The sequence below is a fragment of the Pseudomonas sp. B2021 genome (genome assembly GCF_018135665.1).
Taxonomy (GTDB): Bacteria; Pseudomonadota; Gammaproteobacteria; order Pseudomonadales; family Pseudomonadaceae; genus Aquipseudomonas; species Aquipseudomonas lactis.
In genome coordinates, this window is record NZ_SMOF01000001.1 from 1,056,408 (window position 1) to 1,067,889 (window position 11,482).

At 60.0% G+C, this 11,482-nt stretch carries 12 protein-coding genes and 2 tRNA genes; 11 read left to right on the plus strand and 3 right to left on the minus strand.

Annotation, left to right across the window (positions count from 1 at the left end; translation table 11 throughout):
* Positions 1-124: 124 nt before the first annotated feature.
* On the plus strand, positions 125-1,072 hold the full coding sequence (gene ispH / locus E1K68_RS04670) for a 4-hydroxy-3-methylbut-2-enyl diphosphate reductase (protein ID WP_003188409.1): 948 nt from the start codon (positions 125-127) through the stop codon (positions 1,070-1,072).
* On the opposite strand, the gene E1K68_RS04675 is transcribed toward ispH, so the two are convergent.
* Positions 1,026-1,607: a GspH/FimT family pseudopilin gene (locus tag E1K68_RS04675; RefSeq protein ID WP_137204008.1), complete on the minus strand. Its 582-nt coding sequence runs from the start codon at positions 1,605-1,607 to the stop codon at positions 1,026-1,028. The genes ispH and E1K68_RS04675 overlap by 47 nt on opposite strands.
* 196 nt (positions 1,608-1,803) lie before the next feature.
* On the opposite strand from E1K68_RS04675, the gene pilV reads away from it, so the two are divergent.
* Genes pilV through thiO form a run of 5 tightly spaced genes read left to right on the plus strand, consistent with a single transcriptional unit; the run spans position 1,804 to position 5,114 of the window.
* Complete coding sequence (pilV, locus tag E1K68_RS04680; protein ID WP_034134835.1) at positions 1,804-2,289, plus strand: type IV pilus modification protein PilV; 486 nt, start codon at positions 1,804-1,806, stop codon at positions 2,287-2,289.
* Positions 2,286-2,993 carry a prepilin-type N-terminal cleavage/methylation domain-containing protein gene (locus tag E1K68_RS04685; RefSeq protein ID WP_094774500.1) on the plus strand — a complete coding sequence of 236 codons (708 nt, stop codon included), beginning with the start codon at positions 2,286-2,288 and terminating at the stop codon, positions 2,991-2,993. Before pilV ends, E1K68_RS04685 begins: the two co-directional genes overlap by 4 nt.
* Positions 2,994-2,998: 5 nt before the next feature.
* The gene (locus E1K68_RS04690; protein WP_212613835.1) at positions 2,999-3,529 is read left to right on the plus strand and encodes a PilX N-terminal domain-containing pilus assembly protein; all 531 of its coding nucleotides are present in this window, start codon (positions 2,999-3,001) and stop codon (positions 3,527-3,529) included.
* Positions 3,530-3,540: 11 nt separating this feature from the next.
* Positions 3,541-3,945, plus strand: coding sequence for a type IV pilin protein (locus tag E1K68_RS04695; protein ID WP_212613836.1), 405 nt, complete (start codon positions 3,541-3,543; stop codon positions 3,943-3,945).
* 59 nt (positions 3,946-4,004) lie between these two features.
* Positions 4,005-5,114, plus strand: a complete 1,110-nt coding sequence (gene thiO, locus E1K68_RS04700) for a glycine oxidase ThiO (RefSeq protein WP_212613837.1) — start codon at positions 4,005-4,007, stop codon at positions 5,112-5,114.
* On the opposite strand, the gene E1K68_RS04705 is transcribed toward thiO, so the two are convergent.
* Together E1K68_RS04705 and E1K68_RS04710 are read right to left on the minus strand one after the other, a co-directional pair.
* Complete coding sequence (locus E1K68_RS04705) at positions 5,101-5,334, minus strand: PP0621 family protein (RefSeq protein ID WP_032897621.1); 234 nt, start codon at positions 5,332-5,334, stop codon at positions 5,101-5,103. The two genes, thiO and E1K68_RS04705, sit on opposite strands and share 14 nt — an antisense overlap.
* A gap of 127 nt (positions 5,335-5,461) precedes the next feature.
* Positions 5,462-6,487: an outer membrane protein assembly factor BamD gene (locus tag E1K68_RS04710; protein WP_003188421.1), complete on the minus strand. Its 1,026-nt coding sequence runs from the start codon at positions 6,485-6,487 to the stop codon at positions 5,462-5,464.
* 149 nt (positions 6,488-6,636) lie between these two features.
* Here E1K68_RS04710 and rluD point away from each other — a divergent pair, with 149 nt between their 5' ends.
* The 5 genes from rluD (at position 6,637) to E1K68_RS04735 (ending at position 11,478) form a co-directional block, all read left to right on the plus strand.
* Positions 6,637-7,599: a 23S rRNA pseudouridine(1911/1915/1917) synthase RluD gene (gene rluD / locus E1K68_RS04715; protein ID WP_003188422.1), complete on the plus strand. Its 963-nt coding sequence runs from the start codon at positions 6,637-6,639 to the stop codon at positions 7,597-7,599.
* Entirely contained in the window at positions 7,596-8,321 is a 726-nt protein-coding gene (pgeF, locus tag E1K68_RS04720; protein WP_003188424.1) for a peptidoglycan editing factor PgeF, read from the plus strand. Before rluD ends, pgeF begins: the two co-directional genes overlap by 4 nt.
* A gap of 135 nt (positions 8,322-8,456) precedes the next feature.
* Positions 8,457-11,021 carry an ATP-dependent chaperone ClpB gene (gene clpB, locus E1K68_RS04725; protein WP_003188426.1) on the plus strand — a complete coding sequence of 855 codons (2,565 nt, stop codon included), beginning with the start codon at positions 8,457-8,459 and terminating at the stop codon, positions 11,019-11,021.
* Positions 11,022-11,316: 295 nt separating this feature from the next.
* Positions 11,317-11,392: transfer RNA gene (locus E1K68_RS04730), tRNA-Asn, on the plus strand.
* A 9-nt stretch (positions 11,393-11,401) separates the two neighbouring features.
* Positions 11,402-11,478: transfer RNA gene (locus tag E1K68_RS04735), tRNA-Pro, on the plus strand.
* Positions 11,479-11,482 lie beyond the last annotated feature (4 nt).

Genomic DNA, 11,482 nt, shown 5'->3' on the forward strand with positions numbered 1-11,482 from the left:
GCATCACCTCGGTGTACCTGATACATCGAGTCGTTTGCATCGCGGGCAAGCCCGCTCCCACAGAGGCTTATTCTATAGAGCTGAGTTGATCCAATTTCTTGGCCTGCAAGGCACGAGGCACAGCATGCAAATCAAACTCGCCAACCCCCGTGGCTTCTGCGCTGGCGTGGACCGGGCGATCGAAATCGTCAACCGCGCTTTGGAAGTCTTCGGGCCGCCGATTTATGTGCGCCACGAAGTCGTCCATAACAAGTTCGTGGTCGAAGACCTGCGCGCACGCGGTGCGATCTTTGTCGAAGAGCTCGACCAGGTACCCGACGACGTTATCGTCATCTTCAGTGCCCATGGCGTGTCCCAGGCCGTGCGTACCGAAGCGGCCGGCCGTGGCCTTAAAGTGTTCGATGCCACCTGCCCGCTGGTGACCAAGGTGCACATCGAGGTAGCGCGTTATAGCCGCGACGGCCGCGAATGCATCCTGATCGGCCATGCCGGTCACCCGGAAGTCGAAGGCACCATGGGCCAGTACGATGCCAGCAACGGCGGCGCCATCTACCTGGTGGAAGACGAAAAAGACGTTGCCAACCTGCAGGTGCACAACCCTGATCGCCTGGCTTTCGTCACCCAGACCACCTTGTCCATGGACGATACCAGCCGCGTCATCGACGCCCTGCGCACGCGGTTTCCTGCTATTGGCGGCCCCCGCAAGGATGACATCTGCTACGCCACGCAAAACCGCCAGGATGCGGTCAAGCAACTGGCGGACGAATGCGATGTAGTGCTGGTGGTCGGCAGCCCTAACAGTTCCAACTCCAACCGCCTGCGCGAGCTGGCCGAGCGCATGGCCACACCGGCGTACCTGATCGACGGCGCCGAAGACATGCAGCGCAGCTGGTTCGACGGTGTCGAGCGTATCGGCATCACGGCGGGCGCCTCCGCTCCGGAAGTACTGGTGCGCGGCGTGATCCAACAGTTGCAAGCCTGGGGTGCCACCGGCGCCGATGAGCTGGCGGGTCGTGAAGAGAACATCACGTTCTCGATGCCCAAGGAACTGCGGGTCCGCTCGCTGCTCTGACGGCCAGGGTGCTGGAATAGCCTCGGCATAATGCCTGCTCGGTCTTGTCACTGCGCAGGCTGACGCGCCCGCTGGGGGCCAGTACGATCTGATACAGGCTCTGTGCCTGGTCCTTGTCACACACATGCACGGTGCCGGCACGAAATCCCCCGCCGGCGAACACCGGCTCTCCCAAGCCGCTGAAGCGCACCTGGCTTGTCACCGGGCCATTACCGGCGACCGGCACGCGCCCATTGCTTTCACGCTCCAGCAATATTGGATTGTCGTCATCCAGGTGGCCGCGCCCACTTACATCCAGTATCACGCGCCATCCCAGGCTCCAGTCCTCGTCCTTTGCATGAATGACCACCGCCCGGTTGCGCGCGATGGCCTCGGTGCGTGCGTAGCGCAACCCGGAGGCGAGTGCTTGGGCCGCGTTTTGTCGTTGCTGCGATTCAAGCAAACCCTTGAAACCGGGTACGGCCAGTTGCGCTAGAAAACTGGTGACGATCAGCCCGAGCAACATTTCAATCAGGGTGAATCCTTGTTGTTTCATGTGCGTTCCCTCCTTGGGCACGAGTGGGTTGTCTAGGTATAGCGCTTGGTCCTTGGCGCTGGATGATGGCCTTTATGTCCAAAGTATTTCCCTTTGTTCCGGGAGCAGCGCGGCTCTAAAACCGACGCTAGGCTTGGGTCGCACAGCAGGCTTTGCCTGCTTTTTTCACCGGCCTTCGACGCGGATGACGACGCAAATGCCAGCCTGCCACAACCGATTTTTCCTGCGCGTTGCGCACTTGCGCCAGTCCGGCATGACGCTGGTCGAAGTGCTGGTAGCGCTGTTGATATTGGCGATCGGCCTGATGGGCGCTGCGGTACTGCAACTCAACGCGCTCAAGTACACCAACAGCGCCAGGATGACCAGCCAAGCGAGCTTTATTGCCTACGACATGCTCGACCGCATTCGCACCAATGCTGGCGCCGATTACACATGGGGCAGGGCGGAGCTGGCGCCACCCAACACCGCCACCGCTAGCGTGCGTGACCTGGACCTGCACGATTTCGAAGCCAATATCATGGGTTTTGCCGGGGAGGATGCGAAAGGTTCAGTGGTGGTGAATGGGCACGAGGTCACCATCAGCATCAGTTGGGCAGATGCCCGGGCAGCAAACCGCCCAGGGGCGCGGGAAACCTTCACCCTGACCAGTCGTATCAGCAATGAACAAGGAGTGTCGCAATGAAGCGTGTTGTGCGAGGTTTCAGCCTGGTGGAAGTGCTGCTGGCGCTCGCCGTCGGGTTGGTTTTGATACTTGGAGCGAGCCAGATACTGGTCAGTGCGCGGTTGACCCATGCCAGCCAGCAGGCCGCCATGGTGCTGCAGGATGATGCCCGGTTTGTGCTGAGCAAGATCACCCAGGATATTCGCCAGGCAGGCATGCTGGGGTGTTTGGCCGTGGCCGCTATCGATAATGCTCCGGCTGCCTTTGATCGGCCGATAAGCTGGGAAGCGGCGGGGAGTACGAAGTCACTGACGCTGGTGACCGCGAATATCGGCGATGGTGTCGGTAAGCCTGACTGGACAGTACTCTCCGACTGCAAGGAGGCGGCCCGGGCTTATGCCGGCACACCACCCGTTGCCGAGCCCGGCCAGCTTCGCTTTGGCATACGTCAACTGACCTACACCTACGAGTCGGGCCAGTTGAAGATCAGTACCCCGGCAGCACCCGCCAGGGCGGTATTGATGGATAACGTGCGGGCATTCGACGTCAGCTTCGGCATGGCGACCACCTCGGCATCAACGGTCGTGGTGCGCTATGACAGCCATCCGGCCGATGAGTCGCTGATACGTAGCGTGCGCATCTTCATGACACTTCAAGACCCCGCCGGCCGGGTGAAGGACCAGACCTACAGTGTCGTGGCGGCACTGCGGAATCGGCTGGGGTAGGGGCAATGACTATGCATGGAGGCATTCGTGTACGGCAGGCCGGGATGGTGCTGCTGATCAGTCTGGTGTTCCTGTTGGTGCTGTCCCAGGTGGGGCTGTCTTCGATACAGGCTGCGGTCTCCCAGCAAAAAGTCGCGAGCAGCCTGTGGCATGGCAATCAATCGTTTCAAACTGCCGAAAGCGGCCTGAGGTTGGGGGAGTCGGCCGTTCAGAGGAGTGGCCTGGGGATGCCTGTATGCCACTCGATCATCCGCTGTGCGCCGCCTGCTGAAGCTTTTTCCCTGACTGCGGCCGGGACGAATCCTGCTTCGGCGGTCACCTGGCTTGCCTTGAAGAATGGGTTTTATGGCATTCAATCCCTCGGAGAGGGTGAAGGGCTGGCTTATTTGCCGCCCCGTTCCCAGGCCTCGCTTTTCCGAGTCACCTCGGTCGGGCTCGCGGGGCAAACGCGCACGGTGCTGGAGACGGTCTATGCACGGGTGGAGGAGGGCGGCCGCGTCAAGTTTCGACGGGTCTTATGGCGGCAACTTCAATAAGGAGCAATCGGATGGGCAAGGAGAGCCAGGGTTTTACCCTGATTGAGTTACTGATCGTCGTGGCGATCATCGCGTTGCTGGCCGGGATTGCGTATCCCGGGTATCTCGGCCAGGTGAAGAAGGTGTATCGGGCGCAGATCGTCGCGTTGTTGAGCGAACAGGCCCAGCACCTGGAGCGTTCTTATACGAGGAATGGCACTTTTATTGATGCAGGCGACGTCAGCGCGGGCAATGATCATTATAGAATCAGTGCCGTCCTCAACCCTCAGGATTTTGACCTGCTCGCCACTCCCGCTGCGGACTCGGTCATGGCGAACGACGCATGCGCAGCCTTCAGCTTGACCAGCACCGGTATGCGCGGCAACCCGGGAGCAGGGCCTGAAATGTCGCCCAAGGTCTGCTGGGGGCAAGGATGAGCGTACTTGAAGCGTGGGCGCCGGGCGCGCCTTTCCCTGTTTATCGGCTGGATCAAATGATGGCTAAGCAACAGCAAGTGGTGATTGTCGGCGGCGGAGTAATCGGGCTGTTGACGGCGTACAACCTCGCCAGTGAGGGCCAGGCGGTCACACTGCTGGAGCGCGGTGGGCTTGGGCAGGAGTCTTCCTGGGCGGGCGGCGGGATTGTCTCGCCGTTGTACCCGTGGCGTTATAGCCAGGCGGTCACGGCCTTGGCCCATTGGTCCCAGGATTTTTACCCAGAACTGGCGCAACGGCTGTTTGCTGCGACCGGCGTCGATCCAGAGGTACATACCACGGGGTTGTATTGGCTCGACCTGGATGACGAAGCGCAAGCACTGGCCTGGGCTGCGCGTGAAGGGCGACCGTTGAGCAAGGTGGACGTATCGGCGGCCCATGACGCGGTACCGGTGCTGGGGGGCGGCTATTCCCAGGCGATCTACATGGCCGATGTGGCCAACGTACGCAACCCGCGCCTGGTCAAATCACTGAAGGCGGCCCTGCTGGCGTTGCCGAACGTGACGATTTGCGAGCAATGCGATGTGTCGGGTTTTGTGCTCGGCGACGGCAGGGTGGTGGGTGTGAATACCGCTACGGGCCAGGTTTTGGGGGATCAGGTGGTGCTCGCGGCCGGCGCCTGGAGCGGACAATTGTTGGGTACGCTGGGCTTGGGGCTACCCGTGGAGCCGGTCAAAGGCCAAATGATCCTGTACAAATGCGCGTCCGACTTTTTATCCAGCATGGTCCTGGCCAAGGGGCGTTATGCGATCCCGCGGCGCGATGGGCACATCCTGATCGGCAGCACGTTGGAGCATGAAGGATTCGACAAGACGCCAACCGACACCGCGTTGGAAAGCCTCAAGGCGTCTGCGGTGGAATTGATTCCCGCCTTGGCGGATGCCGAGGTAGTCGGGCATTGGGCCGGTTTGCGGCCTGGCTCACCCGAAGGTATACCGTTTATCGGTGAGGTCCCTGGCTTCAAGGGGTTGTGGCTCAATTGCGGGCATTACCGCAATGGTCTGGTACTCGCACCAGCCTCTTGCCAGTTGTTCACCGACTTGCTGCTGACGCGGGCTCCGATCATCGATCCAGCGCCTTACGCCCCCGCAGGGCGCCTCAACGCTGGATAGACTTTGGCCCTTGTTCCAGGTGTGCCTGGGTGCAGTACCATTGCTGGCGTGAGCTCAGTGCGCGGTCCTGCGGCAGGTGCACGCCACAGTGGGCGCAACGCACCATCAGGGCCGCATCCGGCTCAGCAGGCCGCTGCTGACGGGCGGCAGGGTTTTTGAATTTGCGCCAGAACCATACCGCGGCAGCAATGACAGCAATCCAGAACAGTAGACGAAGCATGATGGGCAGTTTCTCGACAAGGAATGCGCCAGTTTAGCCAAGGTGATCCCGGGCGCACAGGGCAATAAATACTCGCTCATAAAAAAGGGAGCTCCTTAAGAGCTCCCTTTTGCGTTGCGTCGAACAATCAGTCGAACACACCGAAGGTCATGTAGCTGAACCACGAGCGGTCCTGGTTGTTGCCCAGTGCTTGCGGCTCTTCTTCTTCGATCACGTCACCGTTCTCGTCGTGCGGCTTGAGATCCGAAGGAATAGCGTCCTTGGCGTCCTGGTACATCTTGATCACGTCCTGGTTGGCGCGAGTTTCACCCGGCGGCAGTGGTGGACGGGACTCGATCAAGCCCAGGGTGTACTTGCTCAGCCACGAACGGTTGTCCGCTTCGGCAACCTGAGGCACGAACTGGCCGTCTTTCAGGCTCGGGTGGTCAGGATAGTTGAGCTTCAGGGTTTCCAGGCTGGTAGTCGCCAGGGTGTCCAGGTGCAGACGCTGGTAAGCCTCGGTCATCACGGCCAGGCCGTCACCCACGGATGGGGTTTCCTGGAAGTTTTCCACCACGTAGCGGCCACGGTTGGCGGCGGCCACATATGCCTGACGGGTCAGGTAGTAGTGGGCCACGTGGATCTCGTACGAAGCCAGCAGGTTGCGCAGGTAGATCATGCGCTGCTTGGCGTCCGGCGCGTAGCGGCTGTTGGGGTAGCGGCTGGTCAGCTGGGCGAACTCGTTATAGGAGTCGCGGGCAGCACCCGGGTCACGCTTGGTCATGTCCAGCGGCAGGAAGCGCGCCAGCAGGCCAACATCCTGATCGAACGAGGTCAGGCCCTTCATATAGTAGGCGTAGTCCACGTTCGGGTGCTGCGGGTGCAGGCGGATGAAACGCTCGGCAGCGGACTTGGCAGCTTCCGGCTCGGCGTTCTTGTAGTTGGCGTAGATCAGCTCAAGCTGGGCCTGGTCGGCATAGCGGCCGAACGGGTAACGCGACTCCAATGCCTTCAGCTTCGCTGTGGCGCTGGTGAAGCTATTATTGTCCAAGTCTGTCTGAGCTTGCTGGTACAGCTCGACTTCGCTCAGGTTTTCGTCGACGACGTCCTTTGTTGACGAGCAAGCAGCAGTCATGGCGAGGATGGCGATCAGCAGCAGGTGTTTCACTTGCATGGCGGCTTGCGTCCCTATGACGGCCGCTGTCTTGGGCGGGGCCGTCCTGTTATGATGAGCGCCCCGTTGAAAGCCTCGGGGCAAAAGACGCCGTATTTAACCACAAGCGCGCAGCCGAAACCAAAGGCTACGCCACGCCTAGTCTGAGCATGTCCGATAAAATTGAACTTCGCGCAGAGGTGCCGTCCGAATTGGGCGGCCAACGCCTCGATCAAGTCGCCGCACAATTATTCGCTGAGCACTCGCGCTCGCGCCTTTCCGCCTGGATAAAAGACGGCCGCCTGACTGTGGATGGAGCGGTTATCCGCCCGCGAGACATAGTCCATGGCGGTGCGATTCTTGAGCTGACTGCCGAGCAGGAAGCCCAGGGAGAATGGGTCGCCCAGGACATCGAGCTGGATATCGTCTATGAAGACGACGACATCCTGGTCATCAACAAACCCGCAGGCCTGGTGGTTCACCCGGCCGCCGGGCACGCTGATGGCACCTTGCTCAATGCCCTGTTGCACCATGTGCCGGACATCATCAATGTGCCGCGCTGCGGCATCGTGCACCGTCTGGACAAGGACACCACCGGCCTTATGGTGGTAGCCAAGACCATTCAGGCGCAGACGCAACTGGTTACGCAATTGCAGAGCCGTAGCGTCAGCCGCATCTATGAGTGCATTGTGATCGGCGTTGTTGTGGCCGGTGGCAAGATCAACGCACCCATTGGTCGTCACGGCCAGCAGCGCCAGCGTATGGCGGTGATGGAGGGCGGCAAGCAAGCCGTCAGCCACTACCGTGTTCTGGAGCGTTTCCGCTCCCACACCCATGTGCGGGTCAAGCTGGAAACCGGGCGTACCCACCAGATTCGCGTGCACATGGCGCACATCAACTTCCCGTTGGTCGGCGACCCGGCCTACGGTGGCCGCTTCCGTATTCCGCCGGCGGCCAGCCAGACCATGGTTGAGTCGCTCAAGACGTTCCCGCGCCAGGCACTGCATGCACGTTTCCTGGAACTGGATCATCCGACGAGCGGTAAGCGCATGAGCTGGGAATCGCCACTGCCAGACGATCTGGTCTGGCTGTTGTCGCTGCTCAAGCAGGATCGCGAGGCGTTTGTCGGATGAGTGACTGGCTGATACCTGACTGGCCCGCGCCGGCTCGGGTAAAAGCCTGCGTCACCACCCGCGCGGGCGGCGTCAGTCTGGCGCCGTTCGACAGCCTCAACCTGGGCGATCATGTCGAGGACAGCCTTGAGGCCGTCCTTGAAAATCGCCGTCGCCTGAGTGACGCCTTCGATATCCAGCCTGCCTGGTTGCGCCAAGTCCACGGTACTCAGGTGGTTGAGGCCGATCCGGGCCGTACTGTCGAGGCTGACGGCAGTTGGACCAGTACCCCTGGTATCGCCTGCACGTCCATGACCGCCGATTGCCTGCCTGCGCTGTTCTGTAATCGGGCGGGCACCCGGGTTGCCGCAGCCCATGCCGGTTGGCGTGGCTTGGCAGCTGGGGTGCTGGAGGCCGCTTTCGAGAGCCTGGATAGCGCACCCGAAGACGTTATGGTCTGGCTCGGCCCTGCCATTGGCCCACAAGCCTTTGAGGTCGGCCCGGAAGTGCGTGAAGTGTTCATGCAGCAACTGCCGGCCACCGCTGAAGCCTTTGTTCCCAGCCGCAACCCTGGCAAGTACATGGCCGACATCTACCAGCTGGCGCGTCTGCGTCTGGCCGCTCGCGGTGTTAGCGCTGTGTATGGTGGCGGTTTGTGCACTGTGACCGACCCGCGTTTCTTTTCTTATCGCCGCAGCCCGCGCACGGGCCGATTCGCCTCCCTTATCTGGCTTGAACGCTAGACTGTCCTGACCTGTATCAACCGTCCGCCGCTTGAAACGCCCAGAATCCACCCCATCTATAAGGGTATCTGGCAGGTTTCTTCATTCAGGATGTGTTTGTTCATAGCTCCGGCCTGCTCAAAAGGAAGGTGACTAATGCGTATTGATCGTTTAACCAGCAAATTACAGTTGGCATTGTCCGACTCTCAATCTTTGGCAGTGGGCCTCGACCACCCGGCCATCGAACCTGCGCACTTGATGCAGGCACTCCTGGAACAGCAAGGTGGTTCTATCAAGCCCTTGCTGATGCAGGTGGGCTTTGACGTTAACAGCCTGCGCAAGGAGTTGAGTAAAGAGCTCGACCAGCTGCCGAAAATCCAGAATCCCACCGGCGACGTAAACATGTCCCAGGACTTGGCGCGCCTGCTCAACCAGGCAGACCGTCTGGCCCAGCAGAAAGGTGACCAGTTCATCTCCAGCGAACTGGTGCTGCTCGCCGCCATGGACGACAACAGCAAGCTCGGCAAATTGTTGCTGGGCCAGGGCGTGAGCAAGAAAGCCCTGGAAAACGCCATCAACAACCTGCGTGGCGGCGAGGCGGTGAACGACCCTAACCATGAGGAGTCGCGCCAGGCCCTGGACAAATACACCGTCGACCTGACCAAGCGTGCCGAAGAGGGTAAGCTGGACCCGGTGATCGGCCGTGACGATGAAATTCGTCGCACCATTCAGGTGTTGCAACGTCGCACCAAGAATAACCCGGTGTTGATCGGTGAACCTGGCGTGGGTAAAACCGCGATTGCCGAGGGCCTGGCCCAGCGCATCATTAATGGCGAGGTACCAGACGGCCTCAAAGGCAAGCGCCTGCTGTCTCTGGACATGGGCTCGTTGATCGCCGGTGCCAAGTTCCGGGGTGAATTCGAAGAGCGCCTCAAATCCTTGCTTAACGAATTGTCGAAGCAGGAAGGGCAGATCATTCTGTTTATCGACGAATTGCACACCATGGTCGGCGCCGGTAAGGGCGAAGGCTCCATGGACGCCGGCAACATGCTCAAGCCCGCCTTGGCACGGGGTGAGTTGCATTGCGTCGGTGCGACCACGCTCAACGAATACCGTCAGTACATCGAAAAGGACGCAGCGCTTGAGCGTCGCTTCCAGAAAGTCCTGGTGGAAGAGCCGAGCGAAGAAGACACCATCGCGATCCTGCGTGGCCTGAAAGAGCGCTATGAGGTCCACCATAAAGTGGCGATCACCGACGGTGCGATCATTGCGGCGGCCAAATTGAGCCATCGCTATATCACCGATCGTCAGTTGCCGGACAAGGCGATCGACCTGATCGACGAAGCGGCCAGCCGTATCCGTATGGAGATCGACTCCAAGCCGGAAGTGCTGGATCGTCTGGATCGGCGCCTGATTCAACTGAAAGTCGAATCCCAGGCGCTGAAGAAAGAAGAAGACGAAGCGGCCAAGAAACGCCTGGAAAAACTCCAGGAAGAAATTGTCCGCCTGGAACGTGAGTATTCGGACCTCGAAGAAATCTGGACCTCGGAAAAAGCCGAAGTACAGGGTTCGGCGCAGATCCAGCAAAAAATCGAGCAGTCCCGCCAGGAACTGGAAGCCGCGCGCCGCAAAGGCGACCTGAACCGCATGGCCGAGTTGCAGTACGGGGTGATCCCGGACCTGGAACGCAGCCTGCAGATGGTCGACCAGCACGGCAAACCTGAAAACCAGTTGCTGCGCAGCAAGGTGACCGAGGAAGAAATTGCCGAAGTGGTCTCCAAGTGGACCGGTATTCCCGTGTCGAAGATGCTCGAAGGCGAGCGCGACAAGCTGTTGAAGATGGAAAGCCTGCTGCATCAGCGCGTCATCGGCCAGGAAGAGGCGGTGGTGGCGGTGTCCAACGCCGTACGGCGTTCGCGGGCGGGTTTGTCCGACCCGAACCGTCCAAGCGGCTCGTTCATGTTCCTCGGCCCGACCGGTGTAGGTAAGACCGAGTTGTGCAAGGCCCTGGCCGAGTTCCTCTTTGATACGGAAGAGGCCATGGTGCGGATCGATATGTCCGAATTCATGGAGAAACACTCGGTGGCTCGCCTGATCGGTGCACCACCAGGCTATGTGGGTTACGAAGAGGGCGGTTATCTGACCGAAGCCGTGCGGCGTAAGCCTTACTCGGTGATCCTGCTGGATGAGGTCGAGAAGGCGCACCCGGATGTGTTCAACATCTTGCTGCAGGTGCTGGAGGATGGTCGCTTGACGGACAGCCACGGGCGTACGGTGGACTTCCGTAATACGGTGATCGTGATGACCTCCAACCTGGGCTCGGCGCAGATCCAGGAATTGGTGGGTGATCGTGAAGCCCAGCGTGCGGCGGTGATGGACGCGTTGACCACGCACTTCCGTCCGGAATTCATCAACCGGGTCGATGAAGTGGTGATCTTCGAGCCTCTGGCGCGGGATCAGATCGCGGGCATCACCGAGATCCAGTTGGGCCGCCTGCGTAGCCGCCTGGCTGAGCGCGAGCTGGACCTGGAGCTGAGCGGCGAAGCGTTGGACAAGCTGATCGCGGTCGGTTACGACCCAGTGTATGGCGCACGGCCACTTAAACGTGCGATCCAGCGCTGGATCGAGAACCCACTGGCGCAGTTGATCCTGTCGGGCAGCTTTATGCCTGGCACTCGCGTCACGGCGACGGTGAAAGACGACGAAATCGTCTTCCATTAAGCCCTGCGCTTGGCGTAAACAGAGAAGGCCCCGCATCGCGGGGCCTTTTTTTTCGATAGGGCGTTGAACTGTAAGGCAAAGGCTTGTAAAGTGCGCCCCGCAGCAACGTCAGCCCACGGGTTTCTTCTCCCCAAGAAGAAATCAGAAAGAAGCGCAAATCATTGTCTTAAAAGCAATTTAAAGGGTTGACAGGGGTTTTTAAGATTGTAGAATAGCGCGCCTCAGAGACGCTAACGTAGCGATACGGACAGGGTCGAAGAGGAAGCAACACAGCAGTAACTTTGAAATATGTAGTTCCGTGATAGCTCAGTCGGTAGAGCAAATGACTGTTAATCATTGGGTCCCAGGTTCGAGTCCTGGTCACGGAGCCAATTTCAAACCGGGGTATAGCGCAGTCCGGTAGCGCGCCTGCTTTGGGAGCAGGATGTCGGGAGTTCGAATCCCCCTACCCCGACCATATT

What these genes read in the sequence shown, in the direction of transcription:
- ispH (WP_003188409.1), top strand. Translation starts at nt 125, where the DNA reads ATGCAAATCAAACTCGCCAACCCCCGTGGCTTCTGCGCTGGCGTGGAC.
- E1K68_RS04675 (WP_137204008.1), bottom strand. Translation starts at nt 1,607, where the DNA reads ATGAAACAACAAGGATTCACCCTGATTGAAATGTTGCTCGGGCTGATC.
- pilV (WP_034134835.1), top strand. Translation starts at nt 1,804, where the DNA reads ATGCCAGCCTGCCACAACCGATTTTTCCTGCGCGTTGCGCACTTGCGC.
- E1K68_RS04685 (WP_094774500.1), top strand. Translation starts at nt 2,286, where the DNA reads ATGAAGCGTGTTGTGCGAGGTTTCAGCCTGGTGGAAGTGCTGCTGGCG.
- E1K68_RS04690 (WP_212613835.1), top strand. Translation starts at nt 2,999, where the DNA reads ATGACTATGCATGGAGGCATTCGTGTACGGCAGGCCGGGATGGTGCTG.
- E1K68_RS04695 (WP_212613836.1), top strand. Translation starts at nt 3,541, where the DNA reads ATGGGCAAGGAGAGCCAGGGTTTTACCCTGATTGAGTTACTGATCGTC.
- thiO (WP_212613837.1), top strand. Translation starts at nt 4,005, where the DNA reads ATGGCTAAGCAACAGCAAGTGGTGATTGTCGGCGGCGGAGTAATCGGG.
- E1K68_RS04705 (WP_032897621.1), bottom strand. Translation starts at nt 5,334, where the DNA reads ATGCTTCGTCTACTGTTCTGGATTGCTGTCATTGCTGCCGCGGTATGG.
- E1K68_RS04710 (WP_003188421.1), bottom strand. Translation starts at nt 6,487, where the DNA reads ATGCAAGTGAAACACCTGCTGCTGATCGCCATCCTCGCCATGACTGCT.
- rluD (WP_003188422.1), top strand. Translation starts at nt 6,637, where the DNA reads ATGTCCGATAAAATTGAACTTCGCGCAGAGGTGCCGTCCGAATTGGGC.
- pgeF (WP_003188424.1), top strand. Translation starts at nt 7,596, where the DNA reads ATGAGTGACTGGCTGATACCTGACTGGCCCGCGCCGGCTCGGGTAAAA.
- clpB (WP_003188426.1), top strand. Translation starts at nt 8,457, where the DNA reads ATGCGTATTGATCGTTTAACCAGCAAATTACAGTTGGCATTGTCCGAC.